This window comes from Flaviflexus huanghaiensis (genome assembly GCF_014118685.1).
GTDB lineage: Bacteria > Actinomycetota > Actinomycetes > Actinomycetales > Actinomycetaceae > Flaviflexus > Flaviflexus huanghaiensis.
The window spans coordinates 31399-58396 of sequence record NZ_JACFAK010000003.1 but is presented as its reverse complement, the minus strand read 5'-3'; the positions used below and the strand labels follow the sequence as shown (position 1 = coordinate 58396).

The following is a 26998-nucleotide window of genomic DNA, read 5'->3' as shown; positions in this document are numbered from 1 at the left end:
AGCTGTTGTCGCCTGCCCCAACTCCCTGACTTTACGGTACCGTACGCTAGTCGTATGACTGAACAAAGCATCGATGATCTCGCAGACTCCTACGTCGAGTCTCTCTGCACGATTTCGCCCCTCTTTGCTTCTTCGGCCGGTCTGGCGAATACCGGACAGCTGGACGATTTCTCCCCGGACGGTATTCAGGCGGCAGTTGACCTCGATACCGCGACCCTCGCGGCACTTGCGGGTATGGAGCCGCGCAACGACGACGAATGGGTAACGAAGGCGGCGATGACAGAGCGCCTCAACTCTTGGCTTGCCATCTCCGAGGATGACATCGGTAGCCTCAATGTCATCGCGTCCCCGGTGCAGAGCATAAGGGATTCCTTTGACCTCATGGAGCGCGACACCGATGAGGATTGGGATCTCATCCGCGAGCGCGTCGCCGGCATCCCCACGGCGCTTAGACAGTACCGAGAGAGCCTCTCATGGCGCCATGACAAAGGCGCGCCCTTCCCTGCCCGTCAGGTCCGTGCGGTCACGCAACAAGCAGAGCAGATCGCGTCCGGTGGCATCCTTCACGAGCTCGAAAACCACAACATTGACACCACTGCCGCCCGCGCGGAGTTCGAGGGCCTCGCCGAGTTTCTCAAAACCCTGCCAACGACGGATGTCGACGGGGTAGGACGCGAGCGCTACGAGGGTCACCTCGCCTACTTCCTCGGCTCGACGGTCGACATCGACGAGACGTTCGAGTGGGCTGAAGATCAGCTTGCGTCGATCATCGCCGAACAGGAGGAAACGGCTGCAACGCTGTTCGGTCCCGGCACGAGCGTGGCGGAGGCGATCGACCGGCTCAACAAGGATCCGGAGCGCCAGGTGCATGGCAGGGAGAACCTTCGGGAGTGGATGCAGAAGACCGCCGATGAGGCGGTCGAGGGCGTTCTGTCGGAGTTCGATATCCCGCAGGAACTGCGCCGGATTGACGCCCGTGTCCTCTACCCGGGTACCGGCGGCATCTACTACACCCAGCCCTCCGATGATCTGAGCCGGCCGGGTCAGATGTGGTGGTCTGTTCCCGAGGGGGTCGACACGTTCAACACGTGGTTGGAGAAGACGACGGTCTTCCACGAAGGGGTGCCCGGACATCATCTCCAGATCGGCACTGCCGTCGCCTCGAAGCACCTCAACACGTGGCGCAGGGCCGCCGCATGGGTGTCCGGCCACGGTGAGGGCTGGGCCCTCTACGCGGAACGCCTCATGGCCGATCTTGGCTTCCTCGACGATCCGGCGGACTACTTCGGGATGCTCGATTCCCAGCGCCTACGCGCCGCCCGCGTCCGGGTCGACATCGGCGTTCACGTCAAGGGTTGGACAGCCGAGCAGGCATGGGAGTTCCTCACCGAGAACGTCGCCATGGACCGGTCATTCCTCGCGTTCGAACTCAATCGATACCTCGGCTGGCCCGGTCAGGCCCCCTCGTACAAGATCGGTCAACGCCTGTGGGAGGCAGAGCGGGATGCGGCTCTCGCGAGGGGCGAATCGCGCCGCGAGTTCCATTCGCGGGCCCTCGCCCTCGGCACTCTCGGTCTGGACGTCCTGCATGAAGCTCTGTCTCGCTAGCGCCTCGCCCGGCCGGCTCAAGGTGCTGACCGGGGCGGGAATCACGCCCGAGGTTATTGTCTCGACGGTTGATGAGGACGCCATCTTTCAACGCATGTCGGGGTCATCTGCCTCCGATGTTGTCCTTGCTCTGGCACGCGCGAAGGCGACGGCCGTTGCCGAGACGTCGGGCAGGGAGCTTGTCATCGGATGCGATTCGATGTTCGTCATGGACGGACAGATCCTCGGCAAGCCGTACACGGCCGACGTGGCGCGGTCGCGGCTACGAACGATGGCGGACCGGGCTGGCGTGCTCCTCACGGGGCACTGGCTCATCGCTCCGTCAGGGAGCTTTGGCGGCGTGTCCGAGGCAACGGTCTATGTCGCTGCGATGTCGGAGGCGGAGATCGAGTCCTACATTGCGACCGGTGAGCCCCTCCACGTCGCAGGGTCGTTCACGATCGACGGATACGGCGGTCCCTTCATCGACCGTATCGAGGGTGACCCTCACGGTGTGACGGGGTTGTCCCTGCCGCTGCTGCGCCAGCTCCTGGCGCAGGCAGGTCTGTCGGTAACGGAGCTGTGGGATGGGATCTAGCGCCGACGGCATCGTCTACTGCGCATGCGGGAACAGGCATTGGGGCCACGCGGGTGCGGCCGGGATCCTTGCGTGGCGCGACGCCGATGATCCTGAGGTCATCATGCAGCTACGTGCCGGGTGGTCGATGTCGGGGGGAACGTGGGGAATCCCCGGTGGGGCAATCGACTATGGTGAGAGCCCGATCGAAGGTGGCATGAGGGAGGCCCGCGAAGAGGCGGGGCTCGGCCCTTCACGGGTATGGGCGGCGACAACGCTTCACCACCCCGATTGGTCTTATACGACCGGCGTCGCGGAGGCGTCTAAGGGTCAGCGTGCGATCGCAACCGACCACGAATCGGATGCGATGGAGTGGGTGCGCTGGCGGGACCTTGAGGACAGGGTTCTCATGCCCGCCTTCCATCAGAGCATGCCCCTGCTCGAACCGCTTCTCGGTCGCTCTCTTCTCGTTATCGACTCCGATCTACTTGCGGGCGTCGGGCACGGGGCTGTGTCCGAGCTCGGTTACTCGGGGATTCCGTCAACCATCTTGCCGAGCGCTGTCCAGGAACCGATCATTGATGGCCTGGCGGCCGCGAGGGACGGTGACTTTAGGCGGACTGTCGCCCTCTTTCCCGACATCGTCATTCGGGGCCATGCTCCTGCTATTGAGCCAGCCACCCACGTCGGCGCAATCCCGGTCTCAATCGACCAAGCAGACTCCCAAACCGCCAACAGTGCGGCTTACACTCGCGTGTTCACCGTTGGGGCTGCCGTCGACGGCAGTGACCCGATCGATCCCGATGCGTTCTTCTCGGCCCTCGAGAACGCACGCCGGAGCCGCTCTTAGGCACACTGGTACGGCCGTGGCCCGCGAATGTCCGCGGGCCAGGAACAGGGCATCCGTCGCTACACGAGTGGTGCGGCCACGAGCCGCTCCGCGGCTGCGTCGACTGCCTCGTCGCTCGCCGTCAGCGACATCCGGACCTTCATCTTGCTCATCTGACCATAGAAGGTCCCCGGTGCAACGAGAATGCCGCGCTGGGAGAGCGCTCCGACAATGCCCCAGGAATCGAGGGTGCCGCTCTCATCCTCGAGCCACAGGTAGAGTCCGGCCTTCGTCTGCGGATCCGCTGTGAGTCCCGCAGCTGCGGTCGCCCGCATGAGCACGTCTCGTCTCCTGCGGTAAATCTCCCGCTGGGCGGCAACATGCTCGTCGTCGCCGAGAATCGCCGTCATGGCGGCCTGGACCGGGCCCGGCATGAGGAAGCCCATGTGCTTGCGCATTTCGATCAGGGGCGCAAGGATCGCCGGGTCTCCCGCGATCATCGCGGCTCGATAGCCGGCGAGATTGGACTGTTTCGAGGCGGAGTAGAGGGCGAGCAACCCGGTCTTGTCCTCGCCTGCGATGTCGTCCGCAAGGATTGAGGGGACGCCGTCGCTTATATAGGGCTCAGCCCACGGCAACGCCGCGTAGCACTCATCGGACGCGATGACGGTGCCTGTCGCCCTGCCCCACTCCACAATCCTCCGCAACTGGTCAGCATCCAGGACGTAGCCATGCGGGTTACCCGGAGAGTTGAGCCAGACGAGCTCCGCCTCCGGCCACGTTCCCGGGTCGGTCGCTGTGTCGATGGGGATCGGGTCCGCCCCGCTCAGCCGAGTGCCGACGTCGTAGGTTGGATAGGCGATGTCGGGGATGAGGACGTTGCCGGTCACGCCGAGTAGCGCAGGCAGAAGCGCGACCATCTCCTTGCTACCGATCGTCGGTAGCACTCCGTCGAGGGGGACGGTCGCTCCACGAGTACGGGACCACCAGTCGACCATCGCCTCCCGGAGCTCGGGCGTGCCGAGAGCGGGCGGGTAACCCGGGGACTGAATAGATGCTTGCAGAGCGGCGGTGGCGATGGGCGGCGTCGGGTCGACAGGCGTGCCGATCGACAGGTCAGCAGTGACCCCCGGATAGGCGTAGGCGGCCGTCTTGTAGGGCGTGAGAGTATCCCACGGGAAGTCGGGCAGGCCTTCCCCCAGGAGCGGCATCAGTCGTTAATTCCCTCGGGGAGGGCCGCGACGATGGGATGGTCATAGTTGATGACACCCATTTTTGCCGCACCTCCCGGCGAGCCGATCTTGTCGAAGAACTCGACATTCGCCTTGTAGTACTCCGCCCATTCCTCCGGAGTGTCGTCCTCGTAGTAGATGGCCTCGACGGGGCACACGGGCTCGCAAGCGCCGCAGTCCACGCACTCATCGGGGTGGATGTAGAGCATCCGCTCACCCTCGTAGATGCAGTCCACGGGACATTCATCAACGCAGGCCCTGTCCTTGATGTCGACGCAGGGAAGCGCAATAACGTAGGTCACGATTCAGAGTCCTCTCATCCAGATGTGCAGAAAGTATCCCATTTTTCCGTACTTAACCACAGACCGCCGCGTGAACGGGCTGATATGTCCACGAATACGAGTTATCGAAGATCATTTCACCCTCCCTCTTGACAGTGCGACGCACGTCCACGGTGAAGCCAGGACCCCCGGCCGGATAGGGCTCACAGGTCGGGGACGTGTTGACCTCCGTACGTGGCTGACGGAAGTTGTAGGGCTCCGACACGGTGATGTTGACGTCAAAATACTGCGTCGACCAGAGCCGGGATCGTACCTGGCCGCCCTCGACCCACGTCTCGACGAGCGCGCCATACGGGCTCGTGTTGCGCCACTTCATGTCGACGTCAGGCACCCACACGGTGGCCTCAACCCCCATCGGGTATCGATCGAAGTATTTCGAGTGCGGCTGGTGAGCGACGTCCTCCATGCCGGCACGGTAGCCGATGTTGAACGTGTTCGTCGACAGCTGCGAGAGCCCACCGCCAAGCGCGGTCGAGTTGAAGCCGTCCATGACAACCCCGGACGAGACGTAACCGTTCTCCGCCGTGATCGGGCTAATGTGCTCGAGGAGCGAGAAGGTTTCCCCTGGGCGGATAAGTACGTTGTTCGTCCTCGACGTGCCAAGGATAAGGTTCTCAGTCCGCACAGAATCGTTGGTCAGCGGGGTGGAGATTTCAGAGACGACCTCGTTGATGCCGAGAGCTTCGGCATCGGCCGTCGTGAACTCAGGTTCTTCCTCGCTCACCACCGCTGCCACGGTGCGCGTTTCCGTCGTCGCCACATCGACAATGGCCTGGCCGGTCGCCTCCCGGTCGATGACCATGCCCTTTTCGCTCGGTTTGATGACGGGGCCGACCGCGTGGTCTTCAATGATGATCTGAGCGTCCTTCGGAGCATTGAGGTCATCGCCCGCCCCATCGGAAACCCGGTCAACAAGGTCATCCCTGTCGAGCTTCATTGTCAGCTCCCCGTCGACCGTCTCAAAAGAGGCTGCGGCAGCCAGGTCAACCGGCTCGAGGACGACCTCGCGCTCCCCCACGGTCACGGTGAGTGGGGCTGCGACGAGTGGCTCCGCCTGCTCGGCCCTCACCCTCTCAACGTCCTCATCCGTCACCTCGGGTTCCAGGTCGACGGCCTCAAGCTCGATCGGACGGGACTGCGACAACCAGCCGTCAGAGAGCACCGCGACGGCGCTGTCGACGTCGATGCCGGTGCCGTTCATCTGTGGCTCGGTTTGGATCGTCGATCCTGCGAACGAAATCCCCGCATCTGTCGGCTCGGTGCCGAGCTGCTCGTTAAGATCGTCGATCGCGGAAGCGAGCGCACCGTCATCGAACGTGAGAACCGGGGTGAGTTCCGCTGATCCGCTCAGGTGGCGCCACATGTTGACCGGACTGAACGACAACCCGGTAATCCCATCAACCGTGGCCGACCCGTCGATTTCGACGCCTGTCCCAGCGGCGTCGACGACGCCGGAGATGTCGGTGCCGACGACCGTGACGGGCACCGGTTGACGAATGACGTCGTCGAGCTCTGATTCGATGGTCGCAGCGGCATCAGACTCGGACATGCCGCCGATGTCAACGCCGGCGACGGTCGTGTTGGGTGGTATCCGCCCAGCAAACCAAAACGCAGCAAGAACGTACACGACGACAAGCACAGCGCCGACTCCGGCGACGATCCAGGGCCATAGGCGCCTACGTTCGTCGACGGCTCCGTCGTCCTCGACCGTCCACTCGTCATTCCATGTCATGTGGTTCCCTTTCCAACGACAGTCTAACGCGGCTCATGACAACGAAACTGAGCCATGCGAGTAGACCGCCAAGGATAATGGCGAGCGGCCCACCGTAGAACCACCACCGGCTAAGTTCCGGCGACAGTGACCCAAGAGAATCACCTTCGACGGCCACACTCGTTGCGGCGAGGGTGACAAGGTGGCCAAGACCGAAGCCAAGCCAGCCTGGAATGCCAGCGAACAGCGTGAATGCCATCGATCCGAGGAGGACGCTGAGGAGCGCGACGATGAGGCCCGTGGTGCCCCCATCGATCCCTCCCGAGTGAGTGACTGTCCCGAGGAGGGCCGTGAACCCGCCGAGTAGTAGCCCGGCGAAGATGATGAATCGCCTGGCATGAGTCGACTGCTCGGGCCCACGGGCGAGCTCCCGGAACGTGCTCACTGTCGGCCTTGAGCCCGCCTGCGATTGGCGCGTGCCCGCTCGTGCGAGTCGAGGATGACCTTGCGGATGCGAATGATGTCGGGCGTAACCTCGACACACTCGTCATCTTCGATGAACTCGAGAGACTCCTCAAGGGTGAGCTTGCGCGGCGGGACGAGGGACTCGAACACGTCAGCCGATGCGGCTCGCATGTTCGTCAGCTCCTTCTCCCTCACGACGTTGACCTCCATGTCCTCGGCACGCGGGTTTTCTCCCACGACCATACCCTCGTATACCTCTTGGGTCGGCTCAACGAAGAAGGTACCCCGATCTTCAAGTCGCAGGAGCGAGAACGGGGTGACGGCGCCCTGCCGGTCCGCAATAAGGGAACCGGTCACGCGGGATTCGATGGCGCCCGCCCACGCGTCGTAACCGGCGAACAGCGAGGATGCGATGCCGGTGCCGCGGGTCTCCGTCAGGAAGTACGTGCGGAAGCCGATGAGACCCCGAGAGGGGACCGTGTACTCCATGCGCACCCAGCCCGTGCCGTGGTTCGTCATCGTTGTCATCCGGCCCTTGCGTCCAGCCATGAGCTGCGTGACGGCGCCTAAATGCTCTTCTGGCACGTCGACAGTCATGTGCTCGTACGGCTCGAGGAGCTTGCCGTTCTCATCGAGCTTCGTCACAACCTGAGGCTTACCCACCGTCAGTTCGAAGCCCTCTCTCCTCATCTGCTCGACGAGGATGGCGAGCGCGAGCTCGCCCCTGCCCTGGACCTCCCACGTGTCGGGGCGTTCTGTCGGGAGCACGCGTAGCGACACGTTGCCGACAAGCTCGCGGTCAAGACGGTCCTTGACCTGGCGGGCAGTCAGCTTGTGGCCCTTGACCTTCCCGGCTAGCGGGGACGTGTTCGTGCCGATCGTGAGCGAGATCGCTGGCTCGTCGACATGAATCTTCGGAAGGTCAACGGGGTTCTCCGGATCGACGAGAGAATCGCCGATCGTGATCTCGGGGATCCCTGCAATGGCAACGATGTCGCCAGGCCCCGCCTCCGTGTCCGTCACGCGGTCGAGACCGACGGTGCGCAGGAGCTCCGAGATCCGCGCCGACTTCATCGTCCCATCCTGCTGGCGCCACCCGAGAGTTTGGCCCTTTCGGACCGTGCCGGAATGGACGCGGATGAGAGCAAGCCTGCCAAGGAACGGAGAGGCATCGAGATTCGTGACCTGCGCGGCAACTGGCGCCTCATCGTCGTACGTCGGGGCGGGGATGTTGGCGAGGATCGCATCGAACAACGGCTCGAGATCCATCGAGTCAGGCAGAGTTCCGTCCGCGGGCTGGACCGCCGAGGCGCGCCCAGCCTTGCCGGAGGCGTAGATGACGGGCACATCGAGGATCGCGTCGACGTCGACCGTCTCATCGACATCGCCCTCAAGGTCCGAGGCCAAATTGAGCAGAAGATCGGTCGTCTCGGACACAACCTCATCGATCCGCGAGTCCGGTCGATCAACTTTGTTGACGACGACGATGACAGGCAACCGACCCGCCAGTGCCTTGCGCAGGACGAAGCGAGTCTGCGGTAGCGGCCCCTCCGACGCATCGACAAGAAGGACGACACCGTCGACCATGGACAGGGCCCGCTCGACCTCTCCCCCGAAGTCGGCGTGGCCGGGAGTGTCGACAACGTTGATCGTCACACCATCGGGAGCGCCGTGTTTGACTGCGGATGGCCCGCGGTACGTGATTGCGGTGTTCTTCGCGAGGATCGTAATCCCCTTCTCACGCTCGAGATCACCCGAATCCATGACACGCTCGCCCGTCGACTCGACGGAGGCGTGAGAGTCGAAGACGTCCGACTGCCACAGCATGGCATCGACCAAGGTTGTTTTGCCATGGTCGACGTGGGCGATGATGGCGACATTACGGATATCTGATCGAGTTGATTTCACCGGCGTAGCTCGGTTCCTTTCTCGGCGCGAAGCGCGTGCGAATGGCCTCGAATAAGGCCCCGATAAATCGTAGCCGTCGCGGCGAGCGATCACGCGACAGAGCGAGCCAGATCACCACACGTGCACCCTGACAGCCACCGGTGTTCGGGGGGTGCACCGAACTGCCACAATGGAACAATGACAGAACCGATCTATCGCCTGCGATCGACGGGCCAGTTCATCCGTTTCGGGGTCTCGCTCATCTTCATCGCCCTGTTCGTCATCTCGCTTTATATCGATCCGGCCTCGGAGGGCGTCCTTGCGCCCCTCATCATCGCCGCCGGTGCGACGTTGATCGCCTACGTTTTCTTCCTTCAACCAGCACTGCGCTTGGACCGCGACGGCATCCACATCCAGAACTGGTTCGTCGACAGGTGGATCTCGTGGCGTGACTACGACACCCTCGACACTCGGTTTGGGATGCACATCGTCTCCGCCGACCATTCGGACCCGGTGAGCTCCTATCCCGGATCCGGCGGGCTCGCCCGCGGCCGCGAACAGCTGAAGCCCGGCAATCCCCTAGCGAAGAGCGAACCGAAGCGAAACTACATTCCGGTGCACGACGCCGGCCAGTACAGCCTGCACCCCCCGATGAGAGAGGCGAGCTCCCTCATCTCCCGAATGGCACGCGAGTTCACCCGCACCGCGCCCCATCGTCCCCGCACGACAACCGTTAACCTCATGCGGATCGGAATCGTCATCATCGGGCTCGCCCTCATCGTCCTCGAAATCCAGGACATCGTGTCCTGAACGCACGCCGATCTCTACAGCTCCGCAGGCTCCGCGCCAACATCGCAGCAGTGGCGATACTGACCGGCCCTCGAAGGATGAGCCGAACATAAAACAACGAACGAGACATAGAGAAAGGTGCGGACCATGCGGCCCGCACCTTTTCTCGATCTGTCAGATCTTGAGCTCGGAAATATCCTCTCCGAATTCGCGCAGGAGCGCGTGACGCTCCTCACGGCGGCGCTTCTGCTCGAGCGGCTCCGGCACCGGGGCGGCTGCGATGAGGCGCTTCGTGTACTCCTCCTTGGGATTGTGCAAAACGTCGGCGCGCAGGCCCTGCTCGACAACCTTGCCGTTTTGGAGAACGACGACTCGGTTGGCCATGAGGTCGACGACGGCGAGGTCATGGGAGATGAAGAGGCATGCGAAGCCGAATTCGTCTTGCAACTCAGCCAGCATCGTGAGGACCGTGGCCTGGACCGAGACATCGAGGGCCGAGGTGGGCTCATCAGCAATGAGGAGGGCCGGGTTGAGGGCGAGTGCGCGCGCGATCGACACGCGCTGGCGCTGACCGCCGGACAGCTCGTGCGGGAACCGGTTGAAGGTTGACCGCGGCAGCTGGACGGCGTCCAGCAGCTCGTACACTCGATCCTGCTGCTCCTGCTTCGTGCCGACCTTGTGGACAACGAGAGGCTCCGCAATCGTGTCGCCCACGGGGAAGCGCGGGTTGAGGGAGGCGGCAGGGTCCTGGAAGACCACGCCGACGTCCTTTCGGACAGCCTTCTGCTGCTGCTTGTTGCGGCCGATCATGTTCTCGCCGAACAGCTTCACCTCACCGCCAGCGACCGGTTGGAGGCCGAGGATGCACTTGCCAATTGTCGACTTGCCCGACCCGGACTCGCCGACGAGGCCAACAATCTCACGCTCAGCGACGTCGAACGACACTTCATCGACCGCTCTGAAAGGCTCTTTGCCCCAGACTTCGTATTCGACGACGAGGTCCTTTGCCTCGAGCACTGTCTTCGACAGGTCGAGAGAATCCTTCGTCAACTCCTTGAGTCCGAACTGGGCGCGGCCCTGGCCAAGGTGCGGCACGGCCCGCAGGAGGCGCTGCGTGTACGGGTGCTTCGGATGGTTGAGAACCTCCGTCACGCTGCCCGACTCGACGATGTTGCCGCGGAACATGACGTGCACACGATCGGCCATGTCCGCGACGACACCCATCGAGTGGGTGATGAGGAGGATGCCGGTATTGAGTTTGTCCTTGAGGGAACGAAGAAGGTCGAGAATATCGGCCTGAACGGTCACATCGAGGGCAGTCGTCGGCTCGTCCGCAACGATGACTGCAGGGTTGCACGAGATCGCGATCGCGATGACGACGCGCTGGCGCTGACCACCCGACAATTCGTGCGGGTACTGATTGATGCGGCCCTCTGGGTTATCGATGCCAACCATGCGGAGCAGTTCGACGGCGCGCGCCTCAGCGGCGCTACCGTAGGCGATCTCGTGGAGCTCAAGAGCTTCCGTGATCTGGCTACCGATCGTGAGAACCGGGTTAAGGGCTGTCATCGGCTCCTGGAAGACCATGGCGATGTCGCCGCCACGCAGGCGCCGCCATCCTCTCGCAGACATGGAGCGGACTGCATGGCCTGCGACAGTGATCTGACCGTCGACTGCGGCGTTGCCCGGAAGCAGTCCGAGCGCCGACATTGACGTCACTGACTTGCCGGATCCCGACTCGCCGACGAGGGCGACGACTTCGCCCGGGTGGATGTCGATGTCGACACCGCGGACGGCGTGCACACGGCCGAACTCGGTTCCGAACTGGACATCGAGGTCGCTGAACGACAGGACCGGATGTTCAGTCTTCTCGTGGACCTTAATGATGTCCTTGCGGCCCGCCTGCCGGTGAGCCTCTCGGTCCTTCTTCGCTTTCCTGCTGCCGAAGATCATGCCTTGGCCACCTTCTTGAATCGCTTGGACTTGCCCTTCTGACGGGGATCGAACGCATCTCGCAGGCCGTCGCCGATGAAGTTGACGGACAGGGCGATCGCGAGAATAAAGCCCGCGGGCCAGTAGAACAGCCACGGCTGGCTCGAGAACTTCTGCTGGTACTGAGAGATGAGGAGTCCGAGAGACGTGTCAGGGGACTTGACGCCGAAGCCTAGGAACGACAGCGATGTTTCGAGAAGAATCGCTGCGACGATCGCGAGCGTCGCAGAGACGATAATCGTGCCGAGGGCGTTCGGGAGAATGTGCTTGATGATGATGCGGGGTGTCGAGGCACCCAAGGCCTGTGCCGCATAGACGAACTCACGTTCGCGTAGCGACAGGACTTCGCCTCGTACGAGACGGGCGAGGGACGTCCACGAGAGGATGCCGAGCAGGAAGGCGAGCATGATGATGCCGCCCCCAAGTCGCTCGTTGGCGAGCTGTCCGACGACCGCGGCGAGGAGGAGCAGCGGGATGACGATGAACAGGTCGGTGATGCGCATGAGGATTGTTTCTACCCAGCCGCGCAGGTAACCCGACAGCGCGCCGATGACCGTGCCGATAAGGGTCGAGACGATGCCGACGATGAACGCGATAATGATCGAACGCTGCGTGCCGCGCATGATGAGCGCGAAGTAGTCCTTGCCTGCCGTGTCCTGACCCATCGGGTGCTCACCAAGAGTGAACCAGCCGAGGGTCGGTGCGCGATCGTTGATGATCGGGTGCGTCGACTCATAGCCGTATTTCCACCAGCCAGGAACGGGTCCGAAGCCGATCGAGGAGAATGCCAAGATAATGATGGCAATAAAGACGAAAAGAGAGAGCATTGCAGCGCGGTGGCGGACGAAGCGTCGCAGGACGAGCTGTCCCTGCGAGTACGACTTGTTCGTCGTCGAGTCCAAGACTTCGTCATCGAGCTCAGCGACATCGAAATCTCCAGTTGCCGCCACGTAGGCCTTCGGATCGGTGTTATCCATTACGAGTCACTCCTCAAAATTCCATAGACCATGCGACTCACCGTCTGATCCTCGGGTCGATGTACGCGTACATGATGTCGGCCAGCATGTTCATGAGCACGGCGATGCCGCCAGTGACGATAAAGAAGGCCATGACTGGGTCCGGATCGACGTTTCTCAGGCCCGTCTCGAACAGCTCACCCATGCCCTTCCAGCCGAACACCTTCTCGGTGATAACCGCGCCGCCGATAAGAGAGGCGAAGTCGAACGCGACGATGGTGGTGATAGGAAGAAGCGCGTTGCGGAACGCGTGGCGCGTCATAACCGTGTGCTCCGGAAGGCCCTTCGCACGGGCCGTGCGGACGTAGTCCTGGCCGAGGACCTCAAGCATCGACGAGCGCGTGTAGCGCGTGTAGGAGGCCACCGACATGAGGGTCAGCGACAGCGTCGGAAGAATGAGGTGCGTCGAGGTGTCCATGAGGGACAGCCAGAAATCGTCGGCGCCTCGGAAGTTCGGGGACATCGAGCCGATCGTTGAGATCGGCCTGCCCCGGACGAGCTCGACGTATTCATTCCAGTTCCGCGCGAGGTAATCGACGATAACCGCGAAGCCGACGGAGACGACGGTCCAAATGCTCGCCCACGTGATCGAGCGTTTCGCGTACCCGCCGAACACCTGACTAATGACGACGGCAACGGCGATGCCCGCAAGGAGAAGCAAGCCGAGGAAAGACCACGTCGGCTGCTCGAGACGTCCGGCAAAGATGATGACAATGAGGAGCATGGCGCCGGCTGAGCCGAGAGCGCTAAATATTGCACGTTTGTTGGAGATGCTCGACAGGAGCGCAGTGAAGAGAACTGCTGCGGCGATGCCGGTCGTGGTCGGAATCCACAGGCCCGCGACCGGATTGTCAACCCAGGCGGTCACGTCGAGGACGACCAAGACCGCGGCAGCACCAATAAAGGCAGCGGCACCGCTGATCATTCGCTTCCGCAAGTTTCCGGCAATAATCGCTTGCACAAAGACCGCAAACAAGCCCGCCACGAACACGATGAATAACGTGTTAAACGCTGGTTCTGCTAACCAGTTGTTGAATCGGATCGCGCCGAATTCTTTGAGCAGCACCGCGAAGACGAAGGACGGCAGCGAGTAGAAGACAAATGCGATGAAGGTGACGCTGTAGTCGAAGCCGGAGTACTGGCGGATCGCCGCCATGACGCCGAAGAAGACACCGACGAGGATGCCGAGGATCGTCGCGAGCAGGACTAGGCGAATCGTTGACTCGGCAGCATTGGCGAGCAGCGCGTTGACGTCCTGTCCGGAGCGGTTCTCCCCGAAGTCACACTGGAGTCGGACACATCCGAGGATTCCTCGGAGCCAGTCCCCGTAGCGGACTATCCAGGGGTCGTTCAGCCGCATCTGAGCGACGCGCTGATCGATGCGGTTCTGACGATTGGCATCGTTCTGTTCACGAAGATCCGCAAGAGGGTCGCCCGAGTGGACCGTCAGGCCATAGACCAGGAACGATGCGAAAAAGAGAATCATCAGGGATATCCCGATTCTCTTCATTACAAATTTGAACACGTCTCGTACTTCTTTCTGGAAGGTGTGCCCCAAGCTCTCCGGAAGCTGATCCGCCCGCGACAAGTACGTTGAGTGAGGGTGGCCTCGAAACACACTGTACGCATTGTAGGGGGACGTTCCCCCCTGCGCGAAATCTATTTTCCGCCCGTGACCTGCGCCCGGGTCGACGCATAGTCAAAGTGAAGCCGCGCAGCGGCAGGGAGCAGGCTGTGTACTGTTCCCGCCGCTGCGCGGCTTTCAATTGGGACTTTCAGAGTTCGGAGACCCTACCAGGTCCACTCTTCAGCGTTCCACACAACGCCGGTCTGCGTGACGTTGCGCTCAACGTTCTTCAGACCTTCGGTGTGGGCGACGATGCCCGGGTGGGCGTAGATGGGCAGGTTGAAGAGATCGTTCCAGAGCTCGGTCTCGATGATCTTCTTCGACTCGAGCCAGACGTTTTCGTCCAGGCTGCCATTGATCTTGTCCCACTCGGCATCGACGGTCTCGTTCGACCACGCGTGGTAGTTCTGCTGACCATCGGTGTGGTAGATGTTGCGGCCCGAGACGATCTGGCCGGAGCCGGACCATGCGAAGAGCGCAGCGTCGTAGTTACCGGTGTCGAGGGCGCCGCCCGGTGCGAAGAAGTCGGCGGAGCCGATGTCCTCGACAGTGATGCCGGCCTCTGCACACGAGGACTGGATCAGAGCGACGGTGTCGGAGCGACGCTGGTTCGGTGCGGAGTAGCCGATGCGGACGGTCGGGTTCTCGACACCGGAGGCCTCGACGAGCTCGGTCGCACGCTCAATGTCAACGGTGTCGTAGCGGCCGTCGTAGGCTGCGTCGAGGACCTCGTCGTAGTCGGCATCGGTCGGGAAGTACTCGCGGAGGTTCATGACCTCAGTCTCCTCATCGAGGGGACGGACGAGACGCTCGACGATGTCTTCGCGCGGTGCGCAGTAGGCGAATGCCTCACGGAGCTCAAAGCCGCCGTTCGCATCAGAGAAGACGGAGCCTTCGGCCCAGTTGAAGTCGAGGTGCTCCCAGATCATGGTCGGACCCGTGAGGATCTCGATGCCGTCCATCGCCTCGAGCGAGTCGAGTGCGTCCTGGGTGCCCTGCGGCTCGATGACGTTGACGTCCTGGTTCTCGAGTGCCTGGAGCTGACCCTCGCGGGCGATGAAGCGGAAGACGAGCTCTTCAACGCCGGGGGCCTCGCCCCACCAGTCCGGGTTCGGGACGAGCGTGATGTACTCGCCGGGCTGCCAGCCACCCTCCATGTAGGTGAAGGGACCGAAGGACGGAACCTCTTCGATGGGCTGGATCTCGCCGGGGTTCGGGGAGTACCAGTTGTTCCAGGCGTCGGCGACCTGCTGGGCCACCTCGAAGTCCTCGTTCTTGAAGGCCTCGAACAGCTCTTCCTTCGACAGTCCGACCTTCTCGGCCATGACGTGCGACGGAAGCGCGAAGGAGATCACGAGCTCCCAGTCGGGGTTCGGAGCGTTGTAGGTGACGGTGAACGACTTCTCGCCGGTCTCGCACTCGGGGCCGTTCTCAACGGGGAGCGCGTAGGTGCCGGAGTCAGAGACGTGGTCGAAGAGGGGGGCGCCGCTGCCGTCCTCGTTCGTGTTGCCGGCCTCTGCCTGACCGTCGAGGATCCACTGCGGGTTCTGGGAGACCCAGTCCATGTAGTAGTCCTCGCAGGTGATCGGGGTGCCACCCTGGTAGACGGCCTCCTCGTTGATCGTGTATTCCACGGTCAGCGGGTCATCCGAGATCATCTCGTACGAGCCGAGGTCAGTGCCGTTCTGCCATTCGCCGTTCGCATTGAAGAAGCCGAAGCCCGTCGCCATGCGCTCGTTGATGACCGAGTTGTGGGTCGAGTACGTGCTCGACAGGAAACCGTTGTAGCCGTTGTACTCATCGGCGCCCGTCGTGAACGACACGACGCCGTCGGGGCCAGCGGCGTCGCCGTCGGTGGTCTCCGTGTCGGTCCCACCTGTTGTCTCTTCTGCGTCATCGCTATCCGCGGTACATGCGCTGAGCACCAATGCTGCAGCAGCCGTCGCAGCGATAAGCGAGTATGTCTTTCTACGCTTCACTGTGTCACCTTTGATCTGTGTATGGAAATTGCTTCGCGGCATTCATCCCGAGGGACGAAAGCCGCGGAGCCTGCTTGTCCAACAGGGTTGAAACCCAGTTGTCTTAAGTCACTGCAGTATACATAACCACCTGATGCTGTCGACCACATCGACCACGTGACGAGCCGATTTATCAAGTTGTTACAATCCCTCAACCGGACCTCGGAAGGGGTTCCCTCCGAGCTTCTACGCGGACGCACCGCTCCCCGAGCACGTGGCTAGGCGATTTCCCAGAACGCGGCGATGGTCTTCTCCATGGCCTTGATGTCGTCAACGTGGCTGAGCTCGCGCACGGAGTGCATCGAAAGCAATGGAGCGCCCACATCAATCGTTCGGATTCCAAGGCGTGTCGCTGTCAGCGGCCCGATAGTTGACCCGCATGGCACATCGTTTCGCGAGACGAAATCCTGGCCGGTGACGCCCGCACGCCTGAGCACTTTGCTCCAGAGCGCAGCACCCCAGCCATCTGTCATATATGCCTGGTTCGCGTTGTGTTTGAGAAGCGGCCCTGCGCCCAAGACGGGACGATGTGCGGGATCGTGCTTGTCAACGTAGTTCGGGTGAACGGCGTGCCCACAGTCGACGCTCAGACACGTCGAGCGCGCAAAAGCTTGCTGCACTTCTTCCTCAGTCTCAGCACCGAGGGCTGCGGCTGTCCGCCGCAGGACGGTCTCGAGGATAGGACCAGCCGCCCCCGTCGGCGTGCGCGAACCGATCTCTTCATGGTCGAAGGCCGCGAGTACAGCGACAGATCCGCTTGTCTCCGCCAGTTTCTCCATCGCCGTCAGCGCGGCATGAACAGAGAGGAGGTTGTCCTGGCGACCCGCCGCGAAGAACTCCCCCTCGGGCCCGATCCTCTCCGGCGCCTGGGTATCTGCCGCGACCAGGTCGTAGCCAATGATCGGCTCATCGAGATCCGCAGCTGCGCCGATCACGGCGAGGAGGTCCGCCCCGCTGACCGAGAAGATCGGATGAAGGTGCTGCTGCCTATTGAGATCGACCCCATCGCGGGCCGACCGATCGAGATGGATGGCGAGCTGGGGAATGACCATGATTGGGCCCGTGCGGACCATGTGCTCGCCGGAGTCGGTGAACACCCTTCCCGCAAGCGCGAGATCTCTGTTGAGCCACGAGTTGCCGAGCAGGCCGCCGTAGGTCTCGACGTTGACCTGCCCGTACCCTTCGACAGCTGACTGCGGGTTGGGCTTGACCTTGAAGGTTGGCGAATCGGTGTGCGCACCGACGATGGAGAAACGAAGGTCATCGACTTCCGCTGGGACCCACCAGGCGATAGCTGCGCCATCTCTCACCATGACGTGGCCGCCAGGCGAGGCGTTCCATGGAGCCGCCTCTTCCTGTCTGCGATATCCGGCGTTCTCGAGGCGGCGCGCGACCTCGCGCGCCGCGTGGAACGAGGAGGGGCTTGCTGTGATGAATGAAGCAAATAGGTCCATACGAAAACCGTACCGGAGAGCCTGCCCCTCCCCCGCGCCGCCAACACCCGGCTGCGCCATACACACTCAGCCTCGAGGTTGCGCATCTCACACGCTCCTTCAAATCTAAAAGGTTGAAGGTTCAATTACTATCTGGCACACTGGTCATCAGCGCGGCACCCCGCCGCCTCGATACTCATCCGACAGCAAAGGACAATCTCATGGCGAATCTCAACACCCTCTCCGGCACCTACACACTCGACCCGTCCCACACCCAGATCGGCTTCATTGCTCGCCACGCGATGGTGACGAAGGTCCGCGGCGGCTTCACCGAGTTCGAGGGCACGGCATCGACCGGCGAGAACCTTAAGGATGCGAAGATCAGCATCACGATCAAGGCTGACTCGGTCGACACTCGCAGTGAGGACCGCGATAACCACATCCGCGGCGGAGACTTCTTCGACGTTGAGAACTACCCGGAGATCACCTTCGAATCCACCGACGTCACCGCATCCGGCGAGACACTGTCTGTGACTGGTGACCTCACCATTAAGGGCACGAGCAAGCCCGTCACGATCGACTTCGATCTCGTGGGTGTGGCGGTCGATCCCTACAACAACGAGCGTGTCGGCCTTGAGGGCTCGGTCGTCGTCAACCGCAAGGACTGGAACATCGACTTCGATGTCCCGCTCAAGACCGGCGGCCTCCTCGTCTCGGAGAAAATTACCCTTGAGTTCGAGATCTCGGCAATCAAGAACGCCTGATCAACTAGATGCGCGGTGCCCGGCAGTTTACTGCCGGGCACCGCCATGTCCAGGGCACACAAGGTGCCCCCGGTGTGTGCCGGCCTCGTCAGGGCTTGAGGCGAGGGCGCCACATGTAGTACTCCGGCGTGGGCGCTGGCGTCGCCAGCTCGCCGAGGTGGATGAAGCCGCGTGACTCGTACAGCTTGGCGCTTCGCATCGACGTCGCCTCTAGCTTGATCGGATGTGTCCCACACCGCTCAAGCCCCATATCGAGCAGAGCGGATCCGACTCCCTTTCCGCGGGCGGCGTCATTCACCGCGATAACGGCCAGGTACCAGGCCGGGAAGGGCATCCGGACCCGGCTGATCGCTTTGAGATACCTCAGAAGCAACAGCCGCGCACCCTTCGCTTGCCCGAAAAGCGCGAGGGCCTGGGCGGGAGACGGCTCGGGAAGTTCGACGCCGGGCGGTAGCCAGACCGCGCAACCGAGGTATGCCTCGCCCTCTCGAGCGACATCGATGTGGCCAACCTCGAGAACTCGTTCGGTGACGATTCTGTAGTACGCCGTCGTCAGCGCGGCCGGGTCAGCCGCCTTGCGCAAAATCCAACCGATCGAGGGGTCGGCGGCGAACGTGCGCCCGAGATGATCGGCGATGGTCTCGATGTCGCTTGGCCGCGCAGCTTCGATCAACATGACGCCACCCGTGCTTCGATCCGATTGACCGCGGCCTCGAGAGCCGGGACGGGTATCCCCGCAGCCTGCCCTCTTCGTATGAGGTCGTATCCGAGGGCATCGAGCTCGGTCCTACTACCCGATTCAACGTCGCGTGCGAGCGATGATGACGAATCTGGTGCGACCTTCGCCAGGCTCGCCTTAATCTGCTCTGGTTGCGTCAATAATCCGGATGCCGAGGCAATCGCGGCAACCTCGGCGATGAGTGCGTCGCCCCCTTGGCACGCGGGACCAAGGGGTAATCCGGTCGATGCCGTGAGGAGCGCCATCGGGGCAAGGAAGCGCAACTTGCGCCACAGGACATCCATCTCTCCGCCGCCCAGCTGGACCTCGATACCGCTTTGGGTGAGCATGCCGGTCACCTCCCAGTCCGCCGCCGCATCCTCGACCTCGACGACTGTGAAGGTGGAGTGATGGAGAATTTTGCCGGGTGCGACTCGCTCGGCGACGATCCTGATCGAGCCGCATGTGACCCGCGGTGCGGGGAGCTCATGGACGCGCTCGACATGGGCGAGGCCATTGAAGAGAGTGAGGACCTCCTTCGGCCGCGAGCGCGCGACAGTGTCCTCAATGTCGGGAAGTGAATACGACTTCGTCGCGATGATGATCGAAGAGCCTGGGCTCGGCTCCGTTCGCGCATCCACACGTACGACCGCGTTCCCAAACTGAGCGGAGGACAGCTCGAGGCCGCGCTCGTTGATGACCGCGGCTGTGGCAGGGGTAGCGACCACCTCTACGTCGAGACCGCTCTTCTTTGCGAGGACGGCGAGGACGCCGCCCACTCCGCCCGGACCGATAATGCTGAACACGGTTTCCAAATTACTCGCTAGGCCTGACGGGGCGAAATTTCCGCCGTTGCAACGAAAGTCCTACAATTTCGGACATCCGAAACTTTAGAGTGAGATTCGCGAGAGGGGAGATGCGGATTTGGACAATATTCTGTTGGCTTTCGCCGTAACGACTGCCGCGGGCATGGCAACCGCCATCGGCGGGATTATCGCGTTCTTCTCTCGAAAGCAGTCAGCTGGCTTCCTCTCGGCGATGCTCGGGTTCTCCGCCGGCGTCATGATCTATGTGTCGATGATCGAGATCTTCCCGCAGGCGCTGGAGGCGCTGACCTCCGATCATGGGGATCGGATGGGCACGTGGGCTACGGTGCTCGGATTCTTCGGAGGCATCGGCCTCATCGGCTTCATCGACAAGGTCGTGCCGGCGGAAATGAACCCCCATGAAATCACGAACGCGACGACGGGCATCGACGCCAAGCAGCGAGCACGTCTCATGCGCATGGGGCTCCTGACCGCCGCAGCCATCGCCATCCACAACTTCCCCGAAGGTTTCGCGACCTTTCTGTCGACCGCCAACGACCCCGAGATCGGCATCCCGATCGCCATCGCCATCGGCATCCACAACATTCCTGAGGGCATTGCGGTGTCCGTTCCGATCTTCTATGCGACCGGCAGCCGTCGAAAGGCCTTCTGGCTCACTGCCGGATCGGGGCTTGCCGAACCCCTCGGGGCGCTCGTCGGCTATCTCGTCCTCACAGCCTTCGTGTCGGACACACTCATGGGACTGTCACTCGCAGCGGTGGCAGGAATCATGATCTTCATCAGCCTTGACGAGCTCCTACCGTCCGCAGAAGAGTTCGGACAACACCATGTCGCCATATACTCGATGGTCGCCGGAATGGCGGTCATGGCTCTGTCCCTTCTTCTCATGATGTGAGGCTCGGGTCGACTGCATCTCTCCCGCGGCTGGCAGCCGCAGTCTCGAGAGAGCTGGTCAGAGCTCGGCCTCGTCGAGGGTCTTGACCGCCAGTTCCCGGCCGACCTCGATGACCTGAGCGGCCTTGTGGAAATCGAGCGTTCCGCTGACAGAGGTGGGGATCGTGATCGTCACGTTAGCGGGGTGAGCTGCGGCCCGGTAGCGCTCGATAAGGGACTGCATCGTCTCGAGCGACATATTGACGACGCTCATTGTGTTGAGATCCTCCGGCAGTCTGCCCACCTCGTACAGTGGCGGCGCCTTCCGTGAGTTCAGCTCCGCGGATTCCGAGGACGTCGGTTCGACGCCGTTTGACACCGACTCTGCGGCCTCCGACGAGTCGTCGTCGCTCTCTTCGCCTCGCTTGAACACGCCGACATCGATCAGCCCGGCCATTCCTCTGCGCAGACGCTCCGAGAGTGTCTCCCTGTCCTCGTCGGTGTCGAGGGGGACCGATATTGGGCGGACCCTGTTGGGTCGACCGGTCAACGAGACGGCAACCGTGAGCTCGGACGGGACCGCCGTTGTCGGCTCGACCGGAACGGGGTTGAGCAGGCCGCCATCGGCGAGCAGCCTGCCGTTGATGACGACGGGGGTGATGAAGGTCGGCAGTGCGCTTGAGGCCCGCATCGCCATCTCAAGAGAGCCGCGCTGAAACCAGACCTCCCGGTAATTGACGATGTCGGTCGCCACTGCCGTAAAGGGAATTGGGAGATCTTCGATGTTGACGTGGTCAATCATCTTTCCGATCGCGCCGAAGATGCGGTCTGCTTTGATCATGCCAGGCTGAGAGAGTGTGAGATCGTAGAGGCGCAAGACGTCAAGCTGTGTCAGCCCCGTCGCCCACGTCGTGAACTCATCGAGATTCCCCGCCGCCTCAAGGCCGCCGATGATCGCGCCCATCGAGGTTCCCGAGATCGCGACGATCTCGTGGCCGCGCTTCTTCAACTCTTCAATAACTCCGATGTGCGCATAACCTCGTGCGCCACCGGATCCGAGGACCAGCGCAATTCTCATGACTCCCCCTCCGCTCGTGCCTTCACGCTACTCGGGCCGCGAGGCCAGTGTGCGCGGATTGCCGCGGGTCCCCAGGAAGACCAGGTTCTTCACGCACTCATGACGGCCTGCGTGGCCTTCTCATAGTTGGGCTCGTCGGACGTATTGGGAACCTGCTCGGTGTAGACGACCGTGCCCTCTTCATCGATGACAACGACCGATCGCGACAGAAGCGTCGCGATCGGCCCATTGGCCATGGCGACTCCGTAATCCTCTCCGAAGGTCGACCGGAACGCGGAGGCGGTGACGACGTTCTCGATCCCCTCGACCGCACAGAACCGATTGAGTGCGAAGGGCAGGTCGCGGGACACGCAGATGACGGTCGTGTTGGGTAGCTGGTCGGCGATCTGGTTGAACTTCCTCGCAGCTGTCGCACACACGCCTGTGTCAATGGAGGGGAAGATGTTGAGAACGATGCGGCGGCCGCTGAAGTCGGACGCGACGATGTCCTCAAGATCCGGGCCGACGAGCGTGAAATCGGGGGCTGGCGAGCCAACTTCCGGCAGGGCGCCCACCGTCTGAACGTTCTGACCGCGATACATAATATCCATGCCGCCATTGTCCGCCTGGCAACGCTCGGGCCTCGACAGCTTTCCCACACGGCGAACGGACGTACGTTGTCTGTCCGAGGTAGATCGTAGGGTGGAAGGCATGAAACAGTCCGTGACGTTCATCCATTCAGCTGACTGGCAACTCGGAATGACCCGCCGGTACCTGAGCGACGAAGCTCAGGCCCGATTCACGGGCGACAGGGTTGCGACTGTGAGGACTATCGGCGACCTGGCAGAGGAAGAAAACGCCGAATTCATCATCGTCGCTGGCGACGTCTTCGAACATCCCAATCTGTCGCGCCGCGATATCGGCCGCGCCTGCGAGGCTATGGGAGAGGTCAGAGTTCCCATCTACCTCCTGCCCGGCAACCACGACCCTCTTGGTCCCGGCTCGATATGGACGAGCCCGGACCTTAAGGACAGTCTGCCGCGCAATGTCACCATTCTCGACCACCAAGGCCCCTTTGCCGTCTCCCGCGATGTCGAGATTGTCGCCGCGCCATGGCGTTCGAAAGACCCCGGCCGGGATCCTGTCGTCGGGATTCTCGACAAGCTCGAACCTACTGAAAAGACCCGTATCCTCGCTGGCCACGGCATGCTCGACGAGCTCGATCCTGATCGTGATTCGACAACCACCGTCGATACGAGTGCGCTCCGGACGGCCATCACCGACGGACTTGTTGACTATGTCGCCCTCGGCGACCGTCACATCTGCTGGATCGACCCGGTCACGAGCGCCGTCAATTATTCCGGTACCCACGAATCGACGAGCTTCCGTGAGCCGACCCGTGGCACCATCCTCTCCGTCACGATCGACGGAGACAACGTTCATGCGGAACCCCGTGAGGTGGGCACATGGCTCCACACCGACGTCAAGCGCGAGCTCACCTCAGCCGCGGACCTCGACCTGTTGCGCGGAGATCTCGCAGCGATCCGGCAGAAAGATCGCGCAATTGTCCGCACGGAGCTCTCTGGGACCCTGTCGATGGCAGTCGGAGCCGAGCTGGAGAGGCTTCTCGACGACCACAGCGAGATCTTCGCCGCAATCTACCCGTGGGAGAGGAAGCAAACCGAGCTCGTTATCATTCCCGATGACTCCGACGAGGATGCTCTCGGCCTGTCCGGCTTTGCCGCGAGCGCTCTTGCCGAGTTGCGTGAGCGTGCTGAGGGCGGGAGCCAAAGCGCTAACGATGCATTGAGACTTCTCTATCGGCTCGGCGGTGGGCGGTGAAGCTCATCTCCCTCCGAGTCAGAGATTTCCGCGGCATCGAGCATGAGACGGTGTCCTTTGGGGACGGGATCACCGTCGTCGCCGGCCGTAACGAAGCAGGCAAGACATCCCTCGTCGACGCCTTCGATTTCCTTATCAAGCACAAGGCTTCCTCAACGCGGAGTGAGATTCACCGGGCCCGGCCCGTCCAGACGGAAGCCGGCCCGGAAGTCGAGGCCGCGTTCATCATCGGCGATGAGCAGGTCTCCTACAGAAAGCGCTGGCTGACAAAGCCAGAGACGGTTCTCACCTTCACAGCTGGCCCGCGCGCTGGAAAGACACTCGTCGCTGACGAGGCTCACGCGGCAGCAGAAGAGCTATGGAGTAGCCTCGACGGTCAGCTGTGGGAAGCTTCGCGACTCATGCAAGCGAGCGCGCTCGACCAGAGCCCGCTCAGCTCATGCACCGCGCTTCAGCGGGCCCTTGAGGCTCAGGCTGGCGGCACGGTCGATGACGGTTCGAGTGCCCCGCTCATGGAGCGGGTTTCCGCTGAAGCCGACAAGTATTTTCAACCGAAGCGGGGCGGCTACAGCAGGCTGACGAAGGCCGCAATTGATCGCGTGGTCGCAGCCGAGAAGCAGGTGTCGGACGCGAAAGAAGCCCTCGACGAGCTCTCCGATCTCGTCGCGAAGCTCACTGACCTCGAGGCCGACATCAACGAGCGAGAGAGTGATCTCAAAGACCAGAGACGACACCTCGATGAGCTGTCCGAGCTAGCAGAGTCAGCGAAGGCTTACCAGGATGCGCTCGATCGGGCGACAACCGAGCTCGAGAGCGCGCAGCGTGACTGTGACGATGCCAGGGCGCAACTCGCGGCACGCGAGGGGCTCGTGACAGCAACGAACGATGCGACAGCCTCGCTTGACGATCTCCTGGCGGCGGAAGCGGAGGCGAAGGAGACGCTCGCTCCGCTCGAGACGAGCGTGACCGAGTCTCGTGAGGCGATTACGCACCTGAAGTCACAGCTGTCAGACGTGAAGAGGGACCTCCAGTCCGCGAGGCGGTTTGAGGAGCACAGCCGCACGAGGGCCGACGTCGACAAACTCAAGGGCCAGCTGGCCGACTCCGACCGACTGACGAAAGATATCGCACAAATTGAGACCCAGCTGGTCCGGGTCGACGACGCGTCCCTCGATCGGCTCGTCGACCTTGATCACGACATCGCCGTCGCCGAGGCCGCCGCGCAAGCCGGTGCCGCCCACATTCGCGTTGAGGCTGTCGGCGACGCACAGACGCTCCTCGTGGGCGGGGATGAGAGGGTGGTTGGGCCGGATTCCTTCGAGCAGGCAGTCCTGGACGAGGTTGTCATCGAGCTTCCCGGCCAACTGCGAGTCACCGTCACCCCGGATACCGGAGCCGGGGGGAGCAGGCGTGATATCGACCGCCTTCGGGAGGAGAGGCAGGACATCCTCGATGGTGCGGGAGTCACGTCGACCGCCGAGCTGAAGGACGCGCTCCGCCGCTTCGCGGAAACGACACTCAGCATCGAGCGGCTCAAGGAGCGCCGATCCGACAGGCTCGACGGGCGCGATGAAAGTAGCATCCGCGATGAGCTGGCGCGCCTGATGGCGTCCCTCGAGCGGAACGCAGACGCCGTCGAAGGCGATGTCGAAGCTCTGACCGCTCGCCAGGATCAGCTCGACGTTGAACGTGAGGCGGCGGAGGCGATCCTCGATTCTCGCCAGCGCGAGGCCGAGAAGCTCACCAAGCGACTCGCAGAGACGGCGGGCCAGGTAACGAACCAGCGTGCTGTTGTCGCCCGCGCCGAACGCGAGCTCGCAGATGCTCGCTCGCACTGCCCCGATGACGAGGTAACGTCCGCCTTCACCGCCGCATCCGAGGCCCTGTCGGCTGCTAAGGCGGCATTCAGGGAGGCAGAGAAGCGGCTGGCCGAGTCGGGCGGTGCTGTGGCCCTCAAGGATTATGAGCTCCAGGTCAGGCACGTTGAGGGACTGCACAAGATGCTGGCGCAGACGAAGCAGGAGTGGCACATCGCCAGCCGCCTCCTCGAAGAGAAGAAACGGGACAGCATCCAGGACACTCACAATGAGGCAGACAGGGAATTGGACCGTGCAGTTGCCGAGCGGGACTCCATCCTCGCGCGCGCGGAAGCGGCGCGGCTCCTGGAGGAAGTTCTTGCACGGCACCAAAAGGAGACTCGTCGCCGGTATATCGAGCCGTTCCGGGTCGCTCTTCGAGATTTGGGCCGGGCGACCTATCAGGATCCGACGTTTGACGTTGACGTATCCGATGAGCTCGTCGTCGACAGCCGGTCGATGGGAGGGGTGACGCTTCCGTTCGATAACCTGTCGACCGGCGCGAAAGAGCAGATGTCGATCCTTATCAGGCTCGCGACAGCCTCACTCGTGTCACCCGACGATGCTGTGCCCATCCTCTTCGATGACACGCTCGGCTATTCCGATCGATCCCGGCTCCGCCGCATCGTCGACACGATCGAATCTCGCGATGGGGTCGGCCAGATCATTATCTTTACAGCCAATGAGGACCGGTTCGCGGGCCTTGACAGCGCCACCCGTGTCCGGATCTGAGCCGCGTCGCGGCGTCTTCCCCGTCATCATCAACCTGCCACCTGGGGACAGTCTCGCTGAGAGCCTGCATGAGGCTCTCGCCGCTAAAGGCGCGACACTCTCACTCGATTCAGTTCGGGCCGCGATCGATCGGGGGGACGCGGGGCTGATAGATGAGCGACGTGCCTACGTCCACCGTCCCGTCCCAGACGAGGTGGACATCGACCTTCCCGTCATCGTCGACAACGAGCGCCTCATCATCGTCGACAAGCCTGCCGGGATCGCCGCAACGCCGCGGGGCGCTTTTGTCGCGAGATCTGTGCTCGTCCAGGCGCGTCGCCGGTTCGGCGATGATGTCGTCTGTGCGCACCGTCTCGACCGCGCTACTGCCGGGCTCATGCTGCTTATTCGAGAACCTGCTGTCCGCGGTCATTACCAGACGTTGTTCGAGCGCCGCCGCGTCGAGAAAACCTATCAGTTCATCGCTCCTTTGCGCGTCATCCCGCCCATCTATTCATCGCGACTCGAGCAGCGCGGGGCGACGGTGTCGGAAGTGCCTGGTGAGCCGAACGCCGTTACCGAGTTCAGGCTCATCGAGGCGCGTGGCGAGTGGGGGCGGTATGAGGCGCGCCCATTGACGGGACAGATGCACCAAATCCGCGCCCATGCCGCCGCCCTTCGCGTTCCCATCCGGGGTGACACCCTCTACGGATCACACGGCGGCTTCCCGGAGCGGATCGACCTGTTGGCTCTCGGTCTCGAGTTCACTGACCCGGTCGACGGAAGTCCGGTTGTCGCGCGCTCCCGCCGCACTCTTTCTTTTCCCACCGACTGACTGCACACGTC

At 62.5% G+C, this 26998-nt stretch carries 23 protein-coding genes; 9 read left to right on the top strand and 14 right to left on the bottom strand.

What is annotated here, in order from left to right; all coding sequences use genetic code 11:
- Positions 1–54: 54 nt before the first annotated feature.
- Genes H7E91_RS03160 through H7E91_RS03150 form a run of 3 tightly spaced genes read left to right on the top strand, consistent with a single transcriptional unit; the run spans position 55 to position 3014 of the window.
- On the top strand, positions 55–1608 hold the full coding sequence (locus H7E91_RS03160; RefSeq protein ID WP_182353662.1) for a DUF885 domain-containing protein: 1554 nt from the start codon (positions 55–57) through the stop codon (positions 1606–1608).
- Positions 1589–2185, top strand: a complete 597-nt coding sequence (locus H7E91_RS03155) for a Maf family protein (protein ID WP_182353661.1) — start codon at positions 1589–1591, stop codon at positions 2183–2185. The genes H7E91_RS03160 and H7E91_RS03155 overlap by 20 nt, the downstream gene beginning before the upstream one ends.
- Positions 2175–3014: an NUDIX domain-containing protein gene (locus tag H7E91_RS03150; protein WP_182353660.1), complete on the top strand. Its 840-nt coding sequence runs from the start codon at positions 2175–2177 to the stop codon at positions 3012–3014. Before H7E91_RS03155 ends, H7E91_RS03150 begins: the two co-directional genes overlap by 11 nt.
- A gap of 59 nt (positions 3015–3073) precedes the next feature.
- Here H7E91_RS03150 and dapC read toward each other — a convergent pair whose 3' ends face one another.
- The 5 genes from dapC to typA are packed head-to-tail and all read right to left on the bottom strand — an operon-like array spanning position 3074 to position 8650.
- Positions 3074–4204 (bottom strand): succinyldiaminopimelate transaminase, encoded by a 1131-nt coding sequence (gene dapC, locus H7E91_RS03145; RefSeq protein WP_182353659.1) that lies wholly within the window; start codon positions 4202–4204, stop codon positions 3074–3076.
- On the bottom strand, positions 4204–4527 hold the full coding sequence (gene fdxA / locus H7E91_RS03140) for a ferredoxin (protein ID WP_182353658.1): 324 nt from the start codon (positions 4525–4527) through the stop codon (positions 4204–4206). Before fdxA ends, dapC begins: the two co-directional genes overlap by 1 nt.
- A 52-nt stretch (positions 4528–4579) precedes the next feature.
- Positions 4580–6298: a VanW family protein gene (locus H7E91_RS03135; protein WP_182353657.1), complete on the bottom strand. Its 1719-nt coding sequence runs from the start codon at positions 6296–6298 to the stop codon at positions 4580–4582.
- Positions 6285–6722: a hypothetical protein gene (locus H7E91_RS03130; RefSeq protein ID WP_182353656.1), complete on the bottom strand. Its 438-nt coding sequence runs from the start codon at positions 6720–6722 to the stop codon at positions 6285–6287. The genes H7E91_RS03135 and H7E91_RS03130 overlap by 14 nt, the downstream gene beginning before the upstream one ends.
- On the bottom strand, positions 6719–8650 hold the full coding sequence (gene typA, locus H7E91_RS03125; RefSeq protein ID WP_182353655.1) for a translational GTPase TypA: 1932 nt from the start codon (positions 8648–8650) through the stop codon (positions 6719–6721). The genes H7E91_RS03130 and typA overlap by 4 nt, the downstream gene beginning before the upstream one ends.
- Before the next feature lie 177 nt (positions 8651–8827).
- Here typA and H7E91_RS03120 point away from each other — a divergent pair, with 177 nt between their 5' ends.
- Positions 8828–9439, top strand: coding sequence for a hypothetical protein (locus H7E91_RS03120; RefSeq protein ID WP_182353654.1), 612 nt, complete (start codon positions 8828–8830; stop codon positions 9437–9439).
- Positions 9440–9592: 153 nt separating this feature from the next.
- On the opposite strand, the gene H7E91_RS03115 is transcribed toward H7E91_RS03120, so the two are convergent.
- From H7E91_RS03115 to H7E91_RS03095, 5 genes are all read right to left on the bottom strand, one after another.
- A complete protein-coding gene (locus H7E91_RS03115; protein WP_182353653.1) occupies positions 9593–11371 on the bottom strand; it encodes an ABC transporter ATP-binding protein in 1779 nt (592 codons plus the stop codon).
- On the bottom strand, positions 11368–12387 hold the full coding sequence (locus tag H7E91_RS03110) for an ABC transporter permease (RefSeq protein ID WP_182353652.1): 1020 nt from the start codon (positions 12385–12387) through the stop codon (positions 11368–11370). Before H7E91_RS03110 ends, H7E91_RS03115 begins: the two co-directional genes overlap by 4 nt.
- 37 nt (positions 12388–12424) lie before the next feature.
- Positions 12425–13912 (bottom strand): ABC transporter permease, encoded by a 1488-nt coding sequence (locus tag H7E91_RS03105; protein ID WP_241698350.1) that lies wholly within the window; start codon positions 13910–13912, stop codon positions 12425–12427.
- Positions 13913–14217: 305 nt separating this feature from the next.
- Complete coding sequence (locus H7E91_RS03100) at positions 14218–16032, bottom strand: ABC transporter substrate-binding protein (protein WP_338401713.1); 1815 nt, start codon at positions 16030–16032, stop codon at positions 14218–14220.
- Between the two features lie 257 nt (positions 16033–16289).
- Entirely contained in the window at positions 16290–17525 is a 1236-nt protein-coding gene (locus H7E91_RS03095) for a M18 family aminopeptidase (RefSeq protein WP_182353649.1), read from the bottom strand.
- A 113-nt stretch (positions 17526–17638) separates the two neighbouring features.
- Between H7E91_RS03095 and H7E91_RS03090 the strand changes: the two genes are divergently transcribed.
- Positions 17639–18268 (top strand): YceI family protein, encoded by a 630-nt coding sequence (locus H7E91_RS03090; protein ID WP_241698349.1) that lies wholly within the window; start codon positions 17639–17641, stop codon positions 18266–18268.
- An 88-nt stretch (positions 18269–18356) separates the two neighbouring features.
- On the opposite strand, the gene H7E91_RS03085 is transcribed toward H7E91_RS03090, so the two are convergent.
- Positions 18357–18944 (bottom strand): GNAT family N-acetyltransferase, encoded by a 588-nt coding sequence (locus H7E91_RS03085; protein WP_182353648.1) that lies wholly within the window; start codon positions 18942–18944, stop codon positions 18357–18359.
- Positions 18938–19792, bottom strand: coding sequence for a 2-dehydropantoate 2-reductase N-terminal domain-containing protein (locus H7E91_RS03080; RefSeq protein WP_182353647.1), 855 nt, complete (start codon positions 19790–19792; stop codon positions 18938–18940). The genes H7E91_RS03085 and H7E91_RS03080 overlap by 7 nt, the downstream gene beginning before the upstream one ends.
- 133 nt (positions 19793–19925) lie before the next feature.
- On the opposite strand from H7E91_RS03080, the gene zupT reads away from it, so the two are divergent.
- Positions 19926–20708 (top strand): zinc transporter ZupT, encoded by a 783-nt coding sequence (gene zupT / locus H7E91_RS03075; RefSeq protein WP_206680339.1) that lies wholly within the window; start codon positions 19926–19928, stop codon positions 20706–20708.
- A 57-nt stretch (positions 20709–20765) separates the two neighbouring features.
- Here the strand turns inward: zupT and H7E91_RS03070 are convergent, their stop codons facing one another.
- Positions 20766–21764: a patatin-like phospholipase family protein gene (locus H7E91_RS03070; protein WP_182353645.1), complete on the bottom strand. Its 999-nt coding sequence runs from the start codon at positions 21762–21764 to the stop codon at positions 20766–20768.
- 89 nt (positions 21765–21853) lie between these two features.
- Positions 21854–22354 carry a thiol peroxidase gene (gene tpx / locus H7E91_RS03065; protein ID WP_182353644.1) on the bottom strand — a complete coding sequence of 167 codons (501 nt, stop codon included), beginning with the start codon at positions 22352–22354 and terminating at the stop codon, positions 21854–21856.
- A gap of 100 nt (positions 22355–22454) precedes the next feature.
- Here tpx and H7E91_RS03060 point away from each other — a divergent pair, with 100 nt between their 5' ends.
- From H7E91_RS03060 to H7E91_RS03050, 3 genes are read left to right on the top strand one after another with little or no spacing between them, the layout of a single operon-like run.
- A complete protein-coding gene (locus H7E91_RS03060) occupies positions 22455–23585 on the top strand; it encodes a metallophosphoesterase family protein (protein ID WP_182353643.1) in 1131 nt (376 codons plus the stop codon).
- A complete protein-coding gene (locus tag H7E91_RS03055; protein ID WP_182353642.1) occupies positions 23582–26173 on the top strand; it encodes an AAA family ATPase in 2592 nt (863 codons plus the stop codon). Before H7E91_RS03060 ends, H7E91_RS03055 begins: the two co-directional genes overlap by 4 nt.
- Positions 26160–26987 carry a pseudouridine synthase gene (locus tag H7E91_RS03050; protein WP_182353641.1) on the top strand — a complete coding sequence of 276 codons (828 nt, stop codon included), beginning with the start codon at positions 26160–26162 and terminating at the stop codon, positions 26985–26987. Before H7E91_RS03055 ends, H7E91_RS03050 begins: the two co-directional genes overlap by 14 nt.
- Positions 26988–26998: the final 11 nt, after the last annotated feature.